This window comes from Marivirga sericea, from assembly GCF_900177665.1.
Classification (GTDB): domain Bacteria; phylum Bacteroidota; class Bacteroidia; order Cytophagales; family Cyclobacteriaceae; genus Marivirga; species Marivirga sericea.
Window position 1 is genome coordinate 70309 of record NZ_FXAW01000001.1, and the last position, 20739, is coordinate 91047.

The 20739-nt window shown below is 37.5% G+C and carries 22 protein-coding genes; 13 read left to right on the plus strand and 9 right to left on the minus strand.

From position 1 onward, the window contains the following. Position 1 precedes the first annotated feature (1 nt). Together B9Y84_RS00295 and B9Y84_RS00300 are read left to right on the plus strand one after the other, a co-directional pair. Positions 2-205: a helix-turn-helix domain-containing protein gene (locus tag B9Y84_RS00295; RefSeq protein ID WP_085515093.1), complete on the plus strand. Its 204-nt coding sequence runs from the start codon at positions 2-4 to the stop codon at positions 203-205. Positions 206-219: 14 nt separating this feature from the next. Next, a complete protein-coding gene (locus B9Y84_RS00300; protein WP_085515094.1) occupies positions 220-906 on the plus strand; it encodes a DUF6624 domain-containing protein in 687 nt (228 codons plus the stop codon). A 429-nt stretch (positions 907-1335) separates the two neighbouring features. Here the strand turns inward: B9Y84_RS00300 and B9Y84_RS00305 are convergent, their stop codons facing one another. The 6 genes from B9Y84_RS00305 to sdaAB all read right to left on the minus strand — a co-directional run bounded on the left by B9Y84_RS00305 (position 1336) and on the right by sdaAB (position 7594). Next, the gene (locus tag B9Y84_RS00305; protein WP_085515095.1) at positions 1336-1617 is read right to left on the minus strand and encodes a hypothetical protein; all 282 of its coding nucleotides are present in this window, start codon (positions 1615-1617) and stop codon (positions 1336-1338) included. Positions 1618-1842: 225 nt separating this feature from the next. After that, positions 1843-2238 (minus strand): hypothetical protein, encoded by a 396-nt coding sequence (locus B9Y84_RS00310; protein ID WP_139827897.1) that lies wholly within the window; start codon positions 2236-2238, stop codon positions 1843-1845. A gap of 86 nt (positions 2239-2324) precedes the next feature. Next, entirely contained in the window at positions 2325-3944 is a 1620-nt protein-coding gene (locus B9Y84_RS00315) for a hypothetical protein (protein WP_139827898.1), read from the minus strand. A gap of 179 nt (positions 3945-4123) precedes the next feature. Then, positions 4124-5467, minus strand: a complete 1344-nt coding sequence (locus B9Y84_RS00320) for an efflux RND transporter periplasmic adaptor subunit (RefSeq protein WP_085515098.1) — start codon at positions 5465-5467, stop codon at positions 4124-4126. Positions 5468-5469: 2 nt separating this feature from the next. Continuing rightward, positions 5470-6900 carry a TolC family protein gene (locus tag B9Y84_RS00325; RefSeq protein WP_176223670.1) on the minus strand — a complete coding sequence of 477 codons (1431 nt, stop codon included), beginning with the start codon at positions 6898-6900 and terminating at the stop codon, positions 5470-5472. A gap of 16 nt (positions 6901-6916) precedes the next feature. Continuing rightward, positions 6917-7594: an L-serine ammonia-lyase, iron-sulfur-dependent subunit beta gene (gene sdaAB, locus B9Y84_RS00330; RefSeq protein WP_085515100.1), complete on the minus strand. Its 678-nt coding sequence runs from the start codon at positions 7592-7594 to the stop codon at positions 6917-6919. Between the two features lie 93 nt (positions 7595-7687). On the opposite strand from sdaAB, the gene B9Y84_RS00335 reads away from it, so the two are divergent. Then, entirely contained in the window at positions 7688-8509 is an 822-nt protein-coding gene (locus tag B9Y84_RS00335; protein WP_085515101.1) for an aminotransferase class IV, read from the plus strand. Between the two features lies 1 nt (position 8510). Here B9Y84_RS00335 and B9Y84_RS00340 read toward each other — a convergent pair whose 3' ends face one another. Further along, positions 8511-8954, minus strand: a complete 444-nt coding sequence (locus tag B9Y84_RS00340; RefSeq protein ID WP_085515102.1) for a type I restriction enzyme HsdR N-terminal domain-containing protein — start codon at positions 8952-8954, stop codon at positions 8511-8513. A gap of 67 nt (positions 8955-9021) precedes the next feature. Between B9Y84_RS00340 and B9Y84_RS00345 the strand changes: the two genes are divergently transcribed. From B9Y84_RS00345 to B9Y84_RS00360, 4 genes are all read left to right on the plus strand, one after another. After that, positions 9022-9816 carry an AMP nucleosidase gene (locus B9Y84_RS00345; RefSeq protein ID WP_085515103.1) on the plus strand — a complete coding sequence of 265 codons (795 nt, stop codon included), beginning with the start codon at positions 9022-9024 and terminating at the stop codon, positions 9814-9816. A gap of 137 nt (positions 9817-9953) precedes the next feature. Next, the gene (locus tag B9Y84_RS00350; RefSeq protein ID WP_085515104.1) at positions 9954-11591 is read left to right on the plus strand and encodes an amidohydrolase; all 1638 of its coding nucleotides are present in this window, start codon (positions 9954-9956) and stop codon (positions 11589-11591) included. Then, positions 11588-11926: a nucleotide pyrophosphohydrolase gene (locus B9Y84_RS00355; RefSeq protein WP_085515105.1), complete on the plus strand. Its 339-nt coding sequence runs from the start codon at positions 11588-11590 to the stop codon at positions 11924-11926. The genes B9Y84_RS00350 and B9Y84_RS00355 overlap by 4 nt, the downstream gene beginning before the upstream one ends. Further along, positions 11923-12714 (plus strand): hypothetical protein, encoded by a 792-nt coding sequence (locus B9Y84_RS00360; RefSeq protein ID WP_139827899.1) that lies wholly within the window; start codon positions 11923-11925, stop codon positions 12712-12714. The genes B9Y84_RS00355 and B9Y84_RS00360 overlap by 4 nt, the downstream gene beginning before the upstream one ends. Positions 12715-12766: 52 nt before the next feature. Here the strand turns inward: B9Y84_RS00360 and B9Y84_RS00365 are convergent, their stop codons facing one another. Together B9Y84_RS00365 and B9Y84_RS00370 are read right to left on the minus strand one after the other, a co-directional pair. Beyond that, positions 12767-13942, minus strand: a complete 1176-nt coding sequence (locus tag B9Y84_RS00365; RefSeq protein WP_176223671.1) for a sensor histidine kinase — start codon at positions 13940-13942, stop codon at positions 12767-12769. A gap of 208 nt (positions 13943-14150) precedes the next feature. After that, positions 14151-15539, minus strand: coding sequence for a sigma-54-dependent transcriptional regulator (locus B9Y84_RS00370; RefSeq protein WP_085515108.1), 1389 nt, complete (start codon positions 15537-15539; stop codon positions 14151-14153). Between the two features lie 367 nt (positions 15540-15906). Between B9Y84_RS00370 and B9Y84_RS00375 the strand changes: the two genes are divergently transcribed. The 6 genes from B9Y84_RS00375 to B9Y84_RS00400 all read left to right on the plus strand — a co-directional run bounded on the left by B9Y84_RS00375 (position 15907) and on the right by B9Y84_RS00400 (position 20288). Further along, on the plus strand, positions 15907-16836 hold the full coding sequence (locus B9Y84_RS00375; protein WP_085515109.1) for a DUF5996 family protein: 930 nt from the start codon (positions 15907-15909) through the stop codon (positions 16834-16836). A gap of 14 nt (positions 16837-16850) precedes the next feature. After that, the gene (locus B9Y84_RS00380) at positions 16851-17057 is read left to right on the plus strand and encodes a (4Fe-4S)-binding protein (RefSeq protein WP_085515110.1); all 207 of its coding nucleotides are present in this window, start codon (positions 16851-16853) and stop codon (positions 17055-17057) included. A gap of 7 nt (positions 17058-17064) precedes the next feature. Beyond that, positions 17065-17349 carry a GNAT family N-acetyltransferase gene (locus B9Y84_RS00385; RefSeq protein ID WP_085515111.1) on the plus strand — a complete coding sequence of 95 codons (285 nt, stop codon included), beginning with the start codon at positions 17065-17067 and terminating at the stop codon, positions 17347-17349. Positions 17350-17457: 108 nt separating this feature from the next. Next, positions 17458-18048, plus strand: a complete 591-nt coding sequence (locus B9Y84_RS00390) for a Crp/Fnr family transcriptional regulator (RefSeq protein WP_085515112.1) — start codon at positions 17458-17460, stop codon at positions 18046-18048. Positions 18049-18132: 84 nt separating this feature from the next. Continuing rightward, complete coding sequence (locus tag B9Y84_RS00395; RefSeq protein ID WP_085515113.1) at positions 18133-18771, plus strand: hypothetical protein; 639 nt, start codon at positions 18133-18135, stop codon at positions 18769-18771. A gap of 827 nt (positions 18772-19598) precedes the next feature. After that, entirely contained in the window at positions 19599-20288 is a 690-nt protein-coding gene (locus B9Y84_RS00400) for a DUF4386 domain-containing protein (RefSeq protein WP_085515114.1), read from the plus strand. Positions 20289-20739: the final 451 nt, after the last annotated feature.

Genomic DNA, 20739 nt, shown 5'->3' on the forward strand with positions numbered 1-20739 from the left:
TATGCCCATTGTTGTAAATCTTGATGTTATGATGGCAAAGCGGAAAATGAGATCTAAGGTCTTAGCGGAAAAGCTGGGAGTAACGGAAGCAAATCTTTCGATTTTGAAAACAGGTAAAGCTAAAGCCGTCAGATTCAGTACCCTTGAAAATTTATGTGAAATTTTAGAATGCCAGCCAGGCGACTTATTAGAATACCAGGAATAACTAAATAAAAGATCATGACAAATTTTAAAATTTTAAATACCCTTGTGGTATTAACAGGATTGCTATGCTCTTTTTATTGTAGAGCGCAAGTAGACAATTGTGATTTACCAGCAATAGATAGAGAGCTGGAAAAAAGAGAAGATAAGGAACAAAGTGTGCGAATGGAAGTAATTCCAGTTGTGCTTGAATACAAGAAAACTGGAGACGGTTTATTCAAACTGATGCGACTAGTCCATAAAATGAATAAAATTGATAAAAAAAATCAAAAGTATTTGGATGAATTATTCTCTGAATGCGGTTGGGATGAGAATTTAAGTGATGCTAGCCATTCTGCCATATTTTTAATTATCGACCATGGTGACATAGAATTTATCAATAAATATATTCATATGGTTAAAGAAAAAGCAGAAGCTGGAATATTGGATCCAGGTGATTATCCAACGGTTCTGGATCGGAAATTGATGTATGAGGGAAAGCCTCAATTATTTGGTACACAAACTTTTAGCGTTTCAGATAGTTCCGATGAAAATAACTATGTATGGCCTGTAGCTATGCCAGAAAAGTTATCACATAGACGAGATTCGGTCAGTCTACCACCTATGTCGGAGTATTTTAAAATAGCAATGGATGAGATGGGAATAAAGATGGTCTGGGATGAATCTATAACAATTGAGCAAGCGTTAGAAATGAATAGAGACTAGCTCGTATCAAACTCATAAAAGACATTTGTTATATTTTTTTTACGGAAGAAGATGTGATTTTCTGATATTCAATTATAGATAACAATTGTAATGATAAATTAGAATATCGTTAAAAATGACGGTAAATTGTAATATAGTTATACAGAGCAATGCTTATGCAAGTTATCTTATAGCTCCGTTTAAGCATGCAGACAAATTATATTCTTTAGTGCAAGTTTGCAGTAGAAATGGTAGTGCTAGAAGCGCAGTTGCTTTTTTAATCATTTGCACTCATTTAAATGGTATTGCTTGCTTAAAATCCGACGGGGTTATTTTGTAAGAGTAAATAAATATGCCATTTTCTTTCCTACGTTTATAACCGTAACATTCTCTCACTGGATCACCATTTATAGCCTTTTCCATACAGTCAGAAGGTAAATCTTCATATAGTTACCTCAGAGAGTCTTGAAAAATAATTTCTCCAAATGCTAATCTTGTTGTCCAGTCTAAAGAACAATATTCACTCGCTCCAAAAAAGCAACTACCCTCTATATTGAGAGAATCCTGCGGCATGATTTCATATTGAAAGCTTTCAGCTCGTTCATCTCCGTAAATAATTATTTCCAACCTATAATCGGTTTCGTTAATGATTCTTCTAATTGCTGTCTGCTCATTTACTTCATGACATGCTGATAATAAGAATAGGAATAAAAGTGGTGTTAAATATTTCAAAGTTGATTATCCTCCCTGATTTGGTCATAAAAACTTGAAATAGCTGTTAATAGACTCTCAGTTGAATTGATATAATTGTTGCGTAAATGGGTGGCAATGCCCGAGAGTGTAGTTCGACTGTAAAGTGCCAGTTGAATTTGTTCTAAAGTGTGGGCTCTCATTTTATTTGAGAAAAACAAAAGCATAAGATTTTAGCCTAATGCTTCTGTATTAACCATTTTTTATTTAAAACTTCTCTGCCAGTTCATAATCAGATTCTTCGATAGTGAAAACAAAAACCTTATCTTCTATTTCCTCATAACCATTATTGGCTACGTCTGGATTATTGAAAATGTTAAAATCCATGATGTTCTTTTTGTTGATCTCACTGCAATAAGCATCTGATATGCAGTATGTAAGTACACTCTCATTGTCAAAAATAACCTGGACTGAATCAGCCCCTTCGGACCATCTTGCAACAGGGTTACAGTTTTGTACTTGACCCCTTTCAATATCACACATGCTTTTCAAAGTGTCTGCACTATTTTCGGCAATTTTAATTTTCTCAAATAAGTTATTGGATACCCATATATTTATCTCTACCAATTTATCAGTTTGATTATCAATTATCCTAGTAACCATTATCGTAGATTCCTGATGGCATGCATTTATAGATAGACAGAAACACAAAAGCCAAACTATTCTTATTATATTCTTCATAGTCTTCATTAATTATCCTCTCTAATATCATTGTAAAAACTGGTAACAGCTGTTAATCTACTCTCAGTTGAATTGATATAATTGTTGCGTAAATGGGTGGCAACACCCGAGAGAGTGGTTCTTCTATCCAAAGCACCTTGAATTTGTTCTAAAGTATATCCTTCAACATCATCATCGGCAAAGTCTAAATTACCATTATTATCATTTCTTTGGTTAGAATTATCAATCAGGTCAATAAAGTATGGTGTGTACTTCCAACTATCATCACCACAACACTCAATACCTGGTCTATCTTCGTCAATCAAACCATTCACTTGAGCAGGATAATACGGTAAAGTAAAATAGTACTCTACAGCTGTAGCCCAACTTTCTCCTTCAATGCCTATACTTAATATCGCATTTGCAGGTGATTTTAAAAAGTGAGAAACATGTGCGAGTTCATGCATGGTTACCTCATACAAGTCGTCTGTTAAAAGCCTATTACCATTATCAAATCTAGTATAAATTTTCACATCATTTCTCAAGACATTAAAGGTTGGGGATATGGGGATATGCCGCGCAACACCCAAAGCATTTGATCTCCCGCTTCTCAGTATGGGCCGTATTTTAGCCGTCACCAAAACCCCGGGTAATTTTAATCGATGTCTTGACGCTTGCGTTCTAAAATGGTAAATAGCGTTTAAGATGGTAGTGCTATTCCAAGCTACTGATTCGTTACCAAAGGGAATGTTCCAGTTCCAGGCACCTCTTCTTTTGGGTCCGTTCAAGTTTATGGAAAAACCTTTCCAGTCCGTTACTTTATGTCCTGCCGTTTCCACCTCAATAGAGTAATTTACCTCTCCTCTAAACCTTTTAGAAATTCTAAACTGTCCGTTGGTAACGCTTGTATTAGCCGACCCCCATTTAAGCAACTTTCGGGCTCTTACTTTACAATATCGTACAGGAACATCTCCTCTATCTACACCAGTTCCAAATCCAGTTCTCTCTTCAACCTGAATTCTTCCAGATGGATTCCATCTCGAGGCACTTCTGCCATTAAGCAGGCTCTCTTCATCCAGATTATTGGTGATCCTTAGGGACTCATATTCCAGAGCGTCCCATACGTCATAAAGCATTCGATTTGGTGCATCGTCATTTTCTTCATCCATCATAAATACTTCATCCAATACTTCGTATTTAATGGCAGGAAATTCATAGTCGACTGGCACTACCGTATATAGCCATGTGAAAGCTTGGCCATCTAATTTAGGATCGTGATACCACTGCCCCATCACCTCAATTTCATAAAGCAAGGGATGATCAAATAAAACCAACGTAGTATCGTCTTCTAGCTGAATCGTTTGGGTTGTATCGCTTGGAAGAAAACGCACATATAAATGTGTGGTATTAATTTCCAACTCCTCAGCAAAGCGAGCATTTCGGAGTAAGTTGTTTAAAGCCTTTTTCATATTTTCAACAGAATAAGGGTTTTGCAATTGCTTACCTAAAACGATTTTTTCGCCTTTTAAGTATTCCTCCGAAATGTAAACGAGCTTTTTGTTTAATTCCTCTTCGCGGTGACACGCCAATGAGTTAAATAGGACTATCACTAATAGTGCTATTCTAAGGAGATGGTTGAATTTATTCACGTAGTAATTATATTATTTTAATTCGACTTTAAATATACAATCGTCAATAAAATAAACTAGCAACCTAGTAGATTTTTATCATAAATAATTTTTACTGATATTGAAATTGCTATGGTGAAACAAAAAAAGCAGCCTTAATTGGCTGCCTTCATGATTTTGCAAGTAATTATCTATAGCTATTATTCTTCTTTTTTTGCTTTCCCTTTATTATTCTTTACTTCTACTAAATCCCCGTCTTCTAAGGTTTTAGAAATAGCTAAGAATGGTCCTTTTACTATGGTTTGTCCGGCAGTTAATCCATTAACTTGAATGAACTCAAAATCGCTAATTCCCGTTTTAACTTCTGTCATTTTAACAGTGTTGTCATCCTGAACTACAAATACTACTTCCTGCTCTTTTTTAGGAGCCCTGGCATTACTTTCAGCCTCAGAAGAAGTTGAATCCTTTTTAACCTCAGGAGATCGTAAGGTAACCGAAGAAAGAGGGACAGTCAGGATATCTTTTTTAGTTTCTGTCATGATTTCGACACTAGCAGTCATCCCTGGTCTAAATGGAGAGTCACCTTCATCATTGATTAGGTCGTTATAAGAAGAATTTAGGATTTTTACTTTAACCTCAAATTCAGTTACGGCATCTTGAGATGCTTTATCGTTGGCGGTGTTAGCAATGGCAGTAACCACCCCTTTAAATTCTTTCTCCATATAGGTATAAGAATCAACTTCAATATTTGCTGTATCCCCAATATTAATCCTAATGATATCATTTTCATTAACATCAACACGAACTTCCATGTTGTTAAGATTGGCAATTCTCATCATTTCAGTACCTGCCATTTGTTGCGTCCCTACTACTCGCTCACCGAGCTCTACGCTCAATTTAGATACAGTTCCGTCTACAGGAGAATAGATGGTTGTTCTTCTCAAATTTTCATTTGCTTCATCTACTGTAGCCTGACTACTTTTAACAGTGTACCTTGCAGCTAATACATTTTTTTCAGAAGCTACTTTGTCATTCTGTGCCACTTGATAATTCGCCACAGCAGATTCATAATCTGAGGTAGAAATCACTTTTTCTTCATAAAGCTTTTTCTGGCGCTCGAAGGTTTGTTTTGCTTGAGTTAGTTGAGCTTTTGCTCTTTCAAGTGATGCTTCTGATTGAGCTAGAGTTGCTTTTTGCTGATTGAGATTAGCTTTCGATCTTTCTAATGCACTTACAAAGTTATCAGGTCTGATTTTAACTAATAGATCACCTTTATTGACAGGATCTCCTTCTTCCACTGCCAGTTCAGTAATCTCTCCCGCCACATCCGGACTCAATTTAACTTCTACCACTGGCTGAACGGTACCACTGGCATTTACTTTTTCAATTATGGTTCTTTTTTGCACTTCTTCCACTTCAACAGTGGTCGATGGCGGTTGACCTATAACACCTGATTTCTTTCCTATAATTGCTGCTACTATTAGAACTACAACAATTCCAACTAGGATATATAATGTTTTTTTATTTGATTTTTTCTTAGCCATGGTTAAAAGTTTAAAGGTTTCCCTTGATAAAAGTCCAGTACTTTAAGTTTAAATATGTAATCGTATTTTGCTCTAATGAGATCAGATTTTACTCTTTCGAAGTCATTTTTTATTTGTGTAAACTCTACCGCATCACTTGCGCCAAGTTCTAATCTTTGCTCTGCATTTCTAAAACTGAGTTCAGAGGCTTCAAAACTATTTTTCAATGCTTCATATGATTTTGCTGCTGCTTTTACATCTAAGTAAGCTTGTTCTATGGTTTGCTGTAACTGATTTTTAACGGAAGTCAATTGGTATTCGCTTCTTTTTTCGCTAATAATAGCTTGCTGAACATTGTTTTTTACTTGAAATCTACTAAAAATAGGAATATTCAAACTTAGTCCTACAAATCTTCTTTGATTAAAATCTAATTGATTTAAATAAGTATTATCTGTAAATTCGGAAGGAACTTCCTGCTGCGTAACGACCACCTCTCCTGTATTTTGAACAACTCCTACAGGACGAGTGATTGTAATATTTTCAGAACCTAAAACTGGGAATTGCTCCGGTGCAGCATCAGAGTAGTTTGTGGATATTCCAGCATTTAGGCTCAAAGAGGGATAATAGCCGCTTCTTGCTACTCCAATACCTCTAATGGCACTTTCTTTTCTGTATTCAGCAGCTTTTATTACTGGTTGATTTTGTAAAGCATACTGATAAACATTTGAAGAAGATTCCATTAACTCTCCTTCATTTGGTTCTGGTAAATTCGGTATTTCAATATCAAAAGACTGCTCTGCAGGTATCTGCAGCGCTTGCTTTAACTGCAGATAGGAGATATTCAAATTATTCTCTGCTCTAACTACTTCTAACTCATCATTTGCCTTTTGTTGTCGGATTTGCAAAAGATCAGCTTGTGCTAAAGCCCCAATTTCCACCTGCTTTTCGATTCTACTTTCTTGGCTTTCAGTTGTCAATAGTCTCAGCTTAGCAGTTTCTAGCAATTCTTTATTGAAAAGGATGTTAGTGTAAAATGTAACCACATTTAAAGTGACGTCATTTTGAACGCTTTGCAAATCCTGTCTTGCCGCTAATTCCCCATACTGATCCCTTTTGATACTGTTATAACGCTGGAAACCGTCAAATAGAGGTAAACTTGCATTTAGACCAGCATTTTGAGAGTTGATACCTCTATCTATGATAGTGTTCGTGAAAGGATCAATAGAACGACCAGTGGAAGTATTAACCCCCAAATTTCCGTTTACTCCGGGTAGATTACTCATTTTAGAACCGAATAAATTGATTTCGGCACTTTCTACATCTAATCCGGATTGTTTGACCTGAAGATTATTCTCCAAGGCATAATCAACACATTTCTGCAATGACCATTTGTCTTGACCGTTTGCATTGAGTCCGATAGTCAAGAAAAAAATTACGATAAAAGTTCTAAGCATAATTATAATTAATAGTTTACATGTCAATATCTGGTATATAGATAACATCCATTACCCAGTCCAGACTTTTAAGGTATTCAAGTGTAATAGTTTTTAATCCAGTATCCATCTCAATTGCTAAACAAGCAATATCATTTTTACCTTTACGGGAAACGCTCATCGTGGCTATATTGGCAGCATCATTACTGATTATATTTGAAATAAAAGCGATACTTCCTTTTGTATCTTTAGCAGTAATGATCAATGTATGCGAAGCGGCTGTAATGTTTGCTGTAAATCCATTGACTTTGGAAATGTTGATAACGCCTCCTCCCAAGCTCTCACCTATAACTTCAACCTTATTCTCCCCCTTAGTTAGATGCAATTTAATTGTATTGGGGTGATAGGTACCAGCACTTCCGACAGATTTGAAAGTATACTTTAGTCCAGCCTCTTCTGCTAACTCAAATGCTTTTTTGATCCGAATATCATCCGTTTTGTAATTTAAAAGACCTGCTACTATAGCTTTGTCGCTTCCATGTCCTTCATAAGTACGAGCAAACGAATTATAGAAAGTGATGATAGCTTCATCAGGGATTCCGCCTAAAACCTTTAGCGCTGCACGTGCAATTCTTACGACTCCGGCGGTATGTGAACTTGAGGGACCAATCATTACGGGGCCAATCATATCAAAAATACTACTTCTTTCTGCCATTTTTTAAAATAAAACCCAATATTAGACAATTAATTGCAGTGGCAAAAGTATTATTGATGAATGGATTAAGGAAGTTTTAAATGAGAAATATATATGATTAATTACAACGGTAATTTAATCCCTTCTGGTTCAGAGACTTTGGAGGTTTCGAACCGGGCTTTTCAATACGGGGATGGAATTTTTGAAACGATAATTTTTAGGAAGAAGGAAATCATGTTTTTCAATGAGCATTGGGAAAGAATTTTAGAGGGGTTAGCATGTTTGAAAATCAATTTGCCTTTTAAAAAGGAAGCATTGAAAAATACGCTTCTTGATTTATTAGATGTCAACGGTTTAATGCGGCAATCAGCTAGAATGAAGCTCTACATTTGGAGAAAGCCAGGTGGTCTATATGCTCCTGAGCAGCAGGATGCGCAATTTTTGGTGACAGCTGAACAATCACAAAGAAAGAAAATACAGAAATTCGATAGGGTGGGCATTGCTAAGACTGTTTTCTTGCAAAACTCAGCTTTCAGCCATTTGAAGACGCTATCAGCCTTGCCTTATGTAATTGCAGGTCTGGAAAAGCAAGAGCGAAAATTCGAAGAACTTATATTGCTCAGTCAGGATGGCTTTATTGCAGAAGCCTCTTCTTCTAATATCTATTTTTTCAATCTCGAAAAAAGGACAATTTATACGCCTTCATTAAAAAATGGATGTATTAATGGCGTTAGCAGAAGGCATCTTCTGAAAAGTGCAGATAAATTTGACTTGAAGGTGCAGGAAATAATGTGGAAACTGGAGGATTTAACTGCAGATTTATCTGTTTTCACTATTAATGTGGCAGGTATTAATTGTATTCAAAAGATTGAAATGAAGAAAATGCAAGAGGGTACGGAAGGAATAAGAATATTGGAGGAGATTTTTAAGTGGTGATTTAGGTATTCGAAAATGGTGGAATGTCTTTTTCAAAAATCAGTTTTCCGGCATCCGGTCTGAAGCAATAGTGCTCCATTCCATTAGTAATGATCATATATTTCGCAGGTAACTGACGATAGTAATTAGAGATTTGAGAAAAAGCTTTGTCTGTTATTTTAACCTCTGGAGCTTTACATTCTACCAAAAAATGGGGTTTCATTTCTCTGTTGTAGACTACTAAATCTGTTCTTTTCCTTCTTTCGTGATATTTTAAGCCTGATTCCATTTTCACAAGACTAGCAGGATAGGATTTATCTTGAATCAAGTACTGTAAAAAATGCTGTCGCACCCATTCTTCGGGTGTTAAAACCAAATACTTCTTCCTGATCGGATCAAAAATATGTATCTTGCCGTCCATTTTACGCAAGTTCACATCATAAGGTGGAAGATTTAATTTTTGCATTCGTTTCGCTTAACTTTGTGGCAATTTAAATGCAAATTACTGACAATTATTTAATCAAAACTCATAAATGAAGACAAAAAAAGAAATCGTAGACAATTGGTTACCACGTTACACAGGAACTGGATTAGATGAATTTGGAGAGTATATTTTACTGACCAATTTCATTAACTATGTAGAAATGTTCGCTAAGCAGTATGACGTGGAAATCAAAGGGCGAGATAAACCAATGCAAACTGCTACAGCGGAAGGAATCACCATTATTAATTTTGGAATGGGGAGTTCCGTTGCCGCTACAGTAATGGATTTACTTTCTTCTATTATGCCTAAAGCAGTATTGTTTTTAGGTAAATGTGGTGGGATTAAGAAAAAGTCGAAAATTGGTGATTTGATTTTACCTCTTGCCGGAATAAGAGGTGAGGGGACAAGTAATGATTATATGCCGCCTGAGGTTCCTGCATTACCATCTTTTCGTTTGCAAAGAGCGGTTTCTTCGATGATCAAGAAGCATGAAATGGATTACTATACAGGAACAGTATTCACTACCAACAGAAGAGTGTGGGAGCATGATGATGAGTTTAAAGACTATCTCAGAAGGATCAGAGCTATGGCAGTCGATATGGAAACAGCTACTATATTAACTGTAGGCTTTGTGAATAGCATTCCAAGAGGTGCTTTACTGTTAGTTTCAGATAATCCTATGACTCCGGAAGGTGTGAAAACGGCCCAAAGTGACCAAAAAGTCACCGGTAGTTATGTCAATTACCACCTTCAAATCGGAATTGACGCTTTGATTGAATTGAAGAATTCGGGAGAATCAGTGAAGCATTTGAAATTTACTGAAACTTTGTTTGATCAGGATTAATAACATACACCTAACAAGTTCTAACTACAGCTAAATCTTAATGATAGAGGGCTTACTGTGAGCGATAAATTCAAATTATATCCAATGGTTTTATAATGCTTCAAAAGTGAATAAGCCTTCACTTAATACATAATTCAATGAGAAACTTATTACTAAGCTTAATTTTAATCACGCTACTTTTTTCTTGCAACAGTAGAGAAAAAGTGGATTCCATTTATTTTAATGGCATTGTCTATACAGTGAATAGTAACTTCGAGAAGGCAGAGGCTTTTGCGATTAAAGATGGAAAATTTTTAGCTGTAGGTTCTTCGAAAGATATTCGAAATCAGTTTCAATCTGACGAGGAAATCGACTTGATGCAAGCGCCTGTTTACCCTGGATTTATTGACGGGCATTCACATTTTATTCGCTATGCAAAAGGCTTGCGAGAAGTTGATTTATTTGGAACTACATCCTTCAACGAATTAATTGAAAGATTACAGCAACATGTAGAGAAATATCCTGATGAGGCTTCTTTGCTTGGTCTAGGGTGGGATCAAAATAATTGGGTTGGAAAACAATTTCCGGACAAGGATACATTGGATTTACTATTCCCAGATAAGGTAGTGATATTGAGAAGGGTGGATGCACACGCTATTTTGACAAATCAAAAAGGCTTGGATTTGGCCGGAATTACGGCTAATACTAAAGTGTCTGGAGGAGAAATTATATTGAAAGCGGGAAAACCAAGCGGTGTGTTGATTGACAATGCAATGGATCTGTTGACAGGCAAAATGCCTGAAATGGATGAACGCAAAAAGCGAGAATTGATTAGCCAGGCGCAAGAAAACTGCTTTTCAGTAGGGATTACTTCATTAGCTGAAGCAGGATTAGATAAATCTCAAATTGATTTACTGGATCAAATGCAGAAAGATAGTTTATTAAAGATGCGAATATATGCTATGATCAACCCTACAGCTGAAAATATGGAACACTATTTCAGTACGGGTCATTATAAAACCAATCATTTAAATGTTCGATCTTTCAAGATCTATGGAGATGGTGCATTGGGTTCCAGAGGAGCTTGTTTATTGGCTCATTATTCCGATGATGAAGACAATTACGGCTTTTTAAGAAGCAAACCACAAGTTTTCGATAGTCTCGCTAGAATTATTTTTGCTAAGGATTTTCAGATGAACACGCATTGCATAGGTGATTCTGCAAACAGGGCTATTACGAATATCTATGCCAAGTATTTGAAAGGTAAGAATGACAGAAGATGGAGAATTGAGCATGCTCAAGTATTAGCAGACAATGATTTTAGTAAATTTGGAGATTATAACATATTACCATCTGTGCAACCGACTCATGCCACTTCAGATATGGATTGGGCGCATGAAAGAATAGGAGAAGAAAGAGTAAAGAATGCCTATGCCTATCAGGAGTTATTACGACAAAACGGGAAACTGGTATTGGGTTCTGATTTTCCGGTAGAAGACATTAATCCAATCTATGGATTTCATGCCGCAGTGGCACGTCAAGATGCAGATGATTTACCCGAGGGCGGTTTCCAGCCGGAAAATTCTTTAAGTAGAGAAGAGGCGCTCAAAGGCATGACACGCTGGGCAGCTTTTGGTCAGTTCGAAGAAAAGGAAAAAGGCAGTATTGAAAAAGGCAAATTTGCTGATTTTGTGATTTTAGATCGGGATATCATGGAAGTGGCTCATGAGGAATTACGCGAGACTAAAGTTATGCAGACAAGATCGGCAGGAGAAAAAGTTTATGCGATAAAATGAAAAAGGACCTAACGATAGCAGAAGCACAAGCGCAAGTAGATGAATGGATTAAAACTATAGGCGTACGCTATTTTAATGAGCTAACCAACATGACGATTTTAACGGAAGAGGTGGGTGAATTGGCTCGCATTATGGCACGTAAATACGGGGAACAATCCTTTAAAGAAAGTGACAAAGGTGCTGAGCTAGGAGATGAAATGGCGGATGTTCTTTGGGTACTGATTTGCTTAGCGAATCAAACTGGGGTGGATTTAACAGAAGCTTTACAGAAGAATATTGAGAAGAAAACTAAGCGAGATAAAGATAGACACAAAGATAATGAGAAGTTGAAATGATGAATAGGCTTTTACTTCTAATCGCAGTATCTTTTGTCGGATGCCAATCAAATACCGATGATTTACCTACTCAAGAATTTATAGACAATGTTTTTACTTTGGAACAAAAGACCAATGCTTACGGGGATACATACTGGCAACCCGATTTGAATGAGGGGATTAGAGAAGTAGATAAATATTATACGTTTTTTAATGATAATCAGCTAGCCTTAAGTTACCTACGATGGAATTTGATCGATGAAAGATTACCTGATTCTATTAAATATTCCATTAAGAGTTATGATGAGGTTCAGAAGAGTTTTCAAAATTTTGCGAATCAAGATCCGCAGATAGTTTCTGCTATGCAAAAGTTAATTTATCCTCAAAATTTCAGAGATGATAAGGAGGTCAGTATTGATAGCTTAGTGGAGTTAAGTGCTAAATTGTACTATGCTCAGTCAGCTGGAGAAGGTAAGGTCGGATGGACATTTTGCGCTGGTAAAAGTAAATTTCCCGAAATCTATGGTGAATCTAAAAGCTATGAATCCATTGTTCTTCAAGCTCTATGTTTTCAAGCAGTATTTGAAGATGAATACTCCACTGGTCAGAATTCAGTATGGGATTTCTTTAATCAAAAAATTCCAGAAGTCTCCTCAGAGATGAATGAAATTGAATACGAAAACTATATAGATCAAGCGAATTTATTGATGTGGGAAAAGATGTCGCAGAGTAAAGAATTACTTAATTTGATGGTGAGTTTTACTAGGCATGAAAAAGCTAAGCACTACTTTCAGATCCGTGAAAAGTAAATAGGGATTCCCCGTAGTATTATTTGTTTGAGCGTAATCATAGCGATTTGATTTAAATTGCCTTCGGAAACTGCATACTAAAACTAGTCAGCTCTCCCGGTTTTGAAACCACATTCAGTTTCCCATTATGCAATTGCATGATTTGTCGGGAAAGACTCAGCCCGATCCCGGAGCCATCTTTCTTAGTGGTAAAAAATGGAATAAATATCCTTTCAATTGCTTCTGGGACAATGCCTTGTCCGTTGTCTTCTACATTGATATAGGTATTCTTTTGTGCCACAATCAGCTTTATGGTAATCTGTGGATTTTGGTGCGTATAAAGTGATTCGCGTGCATTTTTAATGAGGTTAATCAGGATGAGCTGAATCTGCTCCTCATCTGCCCAAATTTCTACTTCATTCTCTGGTAATTGAAGGTCGATTTTAATGTTGGACTTATTTAGTTCTTCAGAAAGTAAGCGAGATACATACAAAATCAGTTGTTTGCTATTTACTTTTTCAAATTGCGGACTTGGTATACTAGTATAATCGCGATATGCATTGATGAAATTGATTAAGCCTCTGCTACGGTTTTCTATGGTCTTTAAGCCTAATTTCAAATCTTCTTGTGACTCTTCAGGAATCAGATAACCCTCCTTCATTTTAACGCCATCTTCACGAAGTATGTCGGTCAATGATCCCACCAAAGTTGCAATAGGCGTGATGGAGTTCATGATTTCATGACGAAGTACTTTCGTCAGATTTTGCCAGGCATCTAATTCATTTTGCTGTAATTCGGTGTAAATGTTTTGGATGGATGCAATCTTCCAATCTTTTTCCCCCATCCTGAGAATGCTGCAATTAATGGATAGTTTTATTTCACTGTTGACTTCAATTAATTCATTTTTACCGGGTTTTAACTCTATCAATCGTTGATGTATTTCGGGTCGAGATTTCTTGATGTCGTCTAAATGTTTTATTTGAGGGGTTAAGAGCAGTTTTTTGGTCATGGTGTTGATAATACCGATCTCACCCTTGCTGTCGAACTGAATTATCCCCGTTTGGATATTCTGGAGGACTGCGGAAATGATTAAGAGATTCTGTTCTTTCTCTGCACGCGTCTGCTTAAAAGCATTGGCCACCTCATTAAAGGCAAGATTGATTTCTTTATAGGATTTTCCAAGGGAATTATCTGCTCCAAAACTAGAGGTAAAATCCGAATAGCGCACAGATTCAAGGAATCGTACCAATTTGTAATTAGTTGCATTTAGAAAACGGACCAGGCCATAAAATTGAATAACAAGCAATCCGAGTAGAATAGTGGGGGCCAAATAATTTTGGCTTTGAAAAAGTAAATAGGCGATAAAAGCCATATTGACAAAAATAAATATCAATCGGAGAATTATTCGAAGACTAAAATGCTTAAGTATCACTTTTTAAGATGTTTAGAGGAGTGCATCATAGGTCATATTTTTCTAGTCTTCTATAAAGAGAAGAGCGTGTGAGTCCCAGCTCCTTTGCAGCCTCGGTGATATTTCCAAAATTCTTATCAAGCGCTTTTCTGATGAGTAGCTTTTCTACTTCTTCTATGTTTAAGTGATTTAAATCAAATTTTGAGTTTTTCTTATCGTCCTTATGGCTAGCATTAAAAAAGAAATCTTCCGGTTGTAAAATGCTGCTGGCACTCATGATCACAGCGCGTTCGATGCTGTGCTGCAGCTCTCGGATATTTCCCGGCCAGTCATATTTCATTAATCGGCTCAGCGCTGCCTCGCTGGCTTTGTGTACTTCCTTATTGTATTTTTTAGCATAGGTTTTAATATAATGCTCTACCAATAATGGTAAGTCCGCTATTCTATCTCTCAGGGCAGGTAGCTGGATTTCTATCGTATTGATTCTGTACAATAGATCCTGTCGGAATTGGCCGGTTTGGATCATTTCTTGAATGGGCATATTTGTCGCGCTGATTAATCGAATATCAATATCAATTGGCGTATTACTTCCAACACGGGTAATCCTACGGTTCTGCAGGGCCGTGAGGAGTTTAGCTTGTTGTGGGGCACTAATATTTCCAATTTCATCTAAAAACAGGGTTCCGGCCTGTGCCATTTCAAATCTTCCCGGGCGATCTTCTTTGGCATCCGTAAATGCCCCTTTTTTATGACCGAAGAGTTCGCTTTCAAATAAGGATTCCGTTACGGCTCCCAAATCAACGGTAACAAAAGCCTCTTCATCCCTATAAGAGTTTCTGTGGATTGATCTGGCAATTAATTCTTTACCCGTTCCGTTTTCACCTGTTATTAAGATATTAGCATCCGTTCTAGCAACGCGTTTGATGGTATCAAAAACCTGTTGCATAGGCTCGCTATTGCCGATGATATCTTTAAACTGCTTATCCAGATCAGCATAAAGCTGCTTGTGTTGAGATTTAAGGGAACTGTTTTCATTACTGACTTTCTTGAGCTTCATAGCCGAATGAAGTGTAGCCAGTAGTTTGTCATTATCCCAAGGCTTCAATACAAAATCAGTAGCGCCTTGCTTGATGGCTTTCACGGCAGTATTTACATCACCATAAGCCGTTATCAAAACGACAATAGCACTAGGATCGATTTCCAGTATTTTATCCAGCCAAAAGTAACCTTCCTGGCCTGTGCTGACATCAATCGTGAAATTCATGTCGAGCAGTATAAGATCGTAATTGTCAGACTGAAGCAGATGAGGGATTTTTTCCGGATTGCACTCCGTATCCACTCTAGAGAAATGCCGCTTTAGGAAAATTTTTGCAGCATTTAAAAGGTCTTGATTATCGTCAATAATAAGTAGCGTACCTGCTTTTTTCTCATTCATTGTGTAAAAGTATTGTTCGGTTGCGATAATAAAGCCAAATAGTCAAAAGCTATACCGTTTTGATAAATATAATTAAAATAAAGATTATAAATGTGGAAAAAGACGGTTTAAGTCATATTGAGGCAATTTTACGGGATGCTAACACATTCATGTATTTCACTACCATGTCCGATATCGGACGTTTACGGTCAGTAGTGGACGGCTTCTTGTTTTGCACGGACTTGTATAAAACTGCGAGAGCTTCCCAGCTCGTGATAAAAAAATCTGGGTACGAGCTGGGAAGCTCGTACCATCCGTGGGTGCAATTATTTTACTTTTTATCATTAACTTGACAATAAGGATTAACAAAACTATAAACTACTTAAATATGAATAATTCAGTCAAATTGCCACAGCTGATTTATAAGGGCAACGAGCAGAAGAAAATGACCTTACATTTGTTTTTACAGATTATAGGCAAGATTCGCTTAAAATCTACTCCACGAAAAAATCACTGGTGGTATGTTACCGAATATGTGTCCACTAAAGGCATTACCAGCGGTGCGGTGCCTTACAATAATGGGTTGGATACTTTTGATATTCTGATCAATGTAAATGAACATCTATTAGAAGTGAGCACCAGTAAGGGTGAATTCGGAAGTTTTTCATTGCTGGGAGGAATAAGCGTAGCGGATTTCTATACCAAGCTTTTCGAAATTCTTGAGCGATTTAACATATCTATTGCTATTATTGATAAGCCTTATGATTTAAATATTGATCAAACATTTGGTGAAATTACAGACTACCATCACTATGATGCAGCCTATACGCAAGACTTCTGGAGAACGATGCTTTGGGTAGATGGGGTATTTAAAGAATTCAGTGGTCGCTTTTATGGAAAGACTTGTCCAGTGCACCTTTACTGGCATTCCATGGATTTGGCTGTGACCCGATTCTCCGGCAGGCGAGCACCCGCTATGGCAAAGGACGCGCGCTTATCTGACAAGGATGCCTATACGCACGAATGCATAAGTTTTGGTTTTTGGGGAGGAGATGAAAATATGCAAGAACCGGCTTTCTACTCCTATACCTACCCAGCTCCGGAAGGATTGGACAAAGAGCCTTTACAACCCTCTGCCGCTCAGTGGGTGGAGAGCAATGGGAGTCCGATGGCGATTTTAACCTACAATAATCTTTTAAAATCAGCTGACCCTTATGCTACATTACTTGATTTTATGGAATCTGCTTATACCGCTGGAGCTAAGAGAGCCAATTGGGATATTGAAGCATTGAATGTACCGAAATTAGAAAATATTTAAAATTTAACAACACTATGATAACTAAAGAATATTCAAATGGTGAAGTAACCATCTTATGGAAAGCCGAAAAAAGCATTTATGCTGGCATATGCGTCAAAACATTGCCGAAGGTTTACAATCCCAAAGATAGGCCCTGGATAAAAGTCGAAAACGCAAGTTCAGAAGAACTGATTGACCAAGTTTCAAAATGTCCTTCAGGCGCTTTAAGTATTAAGAAATAGTAAGACCATGACAAGAATAGAAAGAGAAGATAACGGCAAAAAAGGCCGCTTCATTATTTATGAAAATGATGAATTTGCAGGTGAGATGACCTATGTGTGGGTGGGAGAAACAAAATTCATTATTGATCATACAGGAGTTGAAGAAAATTTTAGCGGAAAAGGATTTGGAGAAAAACTGGTGATGGAAGCAGTAGAATTTGCCCGCAGTAAAGATTTGAAAATCCTGCCGCTCTGTCCTTATGCAAAAAAAGTATTTGAGAAAGACGATAGTATTCAGGATGTTCTTTCATAAGTGCGATTAATACAATACTGTTAGCGCGAGCTTCCCAGCTCGGGCTTTTTTAGCCCGAGCTGGGAAGCTCGTACCATCAGTGGGGGCAGTATTTGACAAATAGAAGCAATGAATAAATCAATTAGTTTAGAATATAAAATAATCAAGGAGGACATCTCCAAATACATCTCTTTGTCGGATGATGAGTTCGATTACTATTTTGGTTTATTGAAAGCTAAAAAGTTTGCTCGTAGCGAAAACCTGCTTCAAAGTGGGGATGTGTGCAAAGAAGCCTACTTTATACAATCCGGATGCATCAGATATTACAACCTAGTGGATGGCGAAGAGCAAACAGGTCAATTCTTTTTTGAAGGAAGTTGGTATAGCGATTACGATAGCTTCCTGTTTGAAAAGCCTACAACTCAAACAATTCAGGCTTTAGAAGAAACCACCGTTGCGGTACTTAGCAAAGCAGCCTTGCAAAAACTATATAAGGAAGTACCAAAATTTGAGCGTTTCGGTCGGCTCATGGCTGAAAACGCCTTCATGGGATTAAGAAAATATACAGAATCCCTGACCCATATCTCCGCAGAGGAAAGATACAAATTATTGATTAAGTCCCGTCCTAAAGTTATGCAGCGAGTTCCACAGCAATATATTGCCAGCTATTTGGGCATCAGGCCACAGTCCTTAAGCAGAATCCGAAAAAATTTGGAGTAGGCTTTCATTTCTTAACATATGTGAATTTCTGAGATAGCGAGTAGAGCTAGTTTTGTATCAATTCAACAATATAAAAGATACGAAATGAAAAAGTTTATTCTACTGGCCATCTTAGCCATTTTAACAGCACAGATCATTCAAGCGCAAGATCAAAAAGTTCCCGTTTACGCTCACCTGGCAATCGGCTACGGGAATACCTTTTTTTATGGTTCTTTGGCAGAAAAAGAGACCATAAACGATGGTAGAGGTTTTGGCCGAAATCAAGGAAATACCCTAAGCACTTTTTTTTATGCAGCTCCGAAAAATTGGAACGGCCTAGGAATTGGAAGCGGAGTTAAAGGGTTCTTTGCTACCCCCAACAATGGAGGCAACAATGAGACTTACCTCTTTAATTATTACCATGTTGGGATTGGTTTAAAGTATCATCCTTTCTCTCGTCAATTTAATGAAGGTTTTTATACCAAGTTCAATTTTGGCTTTGGTCAAATGACAGAGAAAATGAAATATAACGATGAGAACCGCTTTGAACATCAGTTTGCTATTGGCAGCACCTTACTGGGTGCCATTGGTTATGCATTCCCCTTAGGGAATTCGGATAGATTTGCTTTGAATATCGATTTAGAAGCAGAATATTCGGCCCGTAGAGGAGATGTAACCGACTTAGGTGAAGATCAGGAATTTCAGAATAGCCACGTGAGCATCAATTTCGGTCTGAGTTTTTAAGGGCAAAGCTTTCGGGAGGGATTGGGAGTGACAGCATTAAATCTGTTTGTTTCCCAGCAATACTCAATAAAACTAAGTTGCAAAATATATCAGGATCTTGAGAATGAAAATACAGATACATTTTTTTTAATTGTTGCCTTTCCTCCGTCAGCGTGAACTACCCAGATCGTGCCTAAAAAATGCCTAACTGGCAGGGAACTCAAAAGGAAATTAACTAAGGTTGAATTCGGATTTGCAAGTAAGACCACGTTGTAAAACATGGCGGGAACTGAGAGACGGCCTTTTGTTTTTACAAACTTTTACTAAGCTGTTAGTGCGAGCTTCCTAGCTCGCACCAGCAGTTTAAGCTCGCATAAACAGTGATGTAGGAAGTGGTAATATTCCCGCAGGACTCGGAAAAATCCCAACAGGAAGGGTCAATAGTCCAACAGGAAGCGCTCGAATTGTAACAGGAAGGGGTCTCATGTGGCAGGAAAGGAAAAAATCCTGACAGGAAGGGTCATTAGTCCGACAGGAAGGCTAAAATCCTGACAGGAAGCCCCCATAGTCAGTTAGGAAAGCCAAATAGTGGCTTAGTAAGGGGTGAAACGGTCTAGGGAGGAGGTGAAATGGTTGAGGAGTGGGGCGAAGTCATCTAGGAGGCACCAAAGCGCCACTTCCTAGACACTCGGAAAAGTGCGCATTATTCAGGTAGCTTTGGTACCGGATCAGTTGGGATACGATTAAAAAAATAATAAATCGCTGTAATTCCTTTATTTGATGCAACTTATGGTCATTTAGTGTATCTTAACATTACTCAATATCAATTCCCACCCTAAAAAACTGACATGAATACGATCCATAATGAGTTAAAAAATACAGCAAGAGTAGCCGGTATTTGGTATTTGCTAATGGCCATTTCTGGCATTTTTGGATTTCTTATTTTCCATTCAGAAGTATATACATCAGACCCACAGGAGACCTTAACTAATCTGACGGAAAGTGAATCAACAGCGAGAATTCGCTTATTGCTAGAATTTGCTATCATAATTTCTCAAGCACTTACCGCATTGTGGTTTTATAAACTTTTTAGAAATATTAGTCAAACCGCTGCTTTAGCTACTATGATTTGGGGAACAGTAAATTCAATGGTGATTATGTTAAGTGCAATTGCCATGGCGGTCGCTATTTCAGTAGCGGCTTCTGAACTCATAGTTGCAGATAAAATTTTAATGGTGGACTTATTAACAAAAATTAGTGCTAAGTCCTGGAGTATTGGCTCACTATTTTTCGGACTATGGCTGATCCCTTTAGGATTCATGATTACCAGTTCAAAAAGAATGCCTGTATGGTTGGGAAGAGTTTTAATGCTAGGAGGAATCGGCTATTTGCTTAGTGCTTTTATAGGATACGGTGGTGTATCTGCTTCTTGGGTAGGATACCTCACTATTCCTGCTTCTGTTGCTGAATTTTGGATGATTGGATATCTATTGATCTTCGGTATTCGACCAGAAGTTGATGCTGCAACTACAGAATAGATGGATAGAGAAGTCTGGGAAATACCAAAATCGGTAAAGTCATTTTATGAAATTATCCCGCAATCAGAACTTGATGAATATTTTAGAAAAGTAGTAAATCGATAATCAGTTTTCAATAAATAGCTAGCAAAGAACTAACACGCCCAACTTCCGAGGAACTCGGAAAAGCGGGAGGGAGGAAAGTTTAGCGGGCCTGTCTGCCACAGGCAGGCCTGCTTGGGCAGACAAGCCAGCGTTGGTGTCGCGCGTGGAAGCATTAGACTTTCTCTGTGAGGCTATCCTGCCAGCTGGCGGGGATTATAGGGGTGTTGTATTGCTATCAGTTTAGCAGATGTAGCATTAGGTATAGCAGGAAAAGAATAAAGTAAACCCATACAATTTCCCATTCTCACCAAAACCTCCTTCATAAAATCTAAAAATCCCCTTACTTTTCGATTAATTATTGATTTTT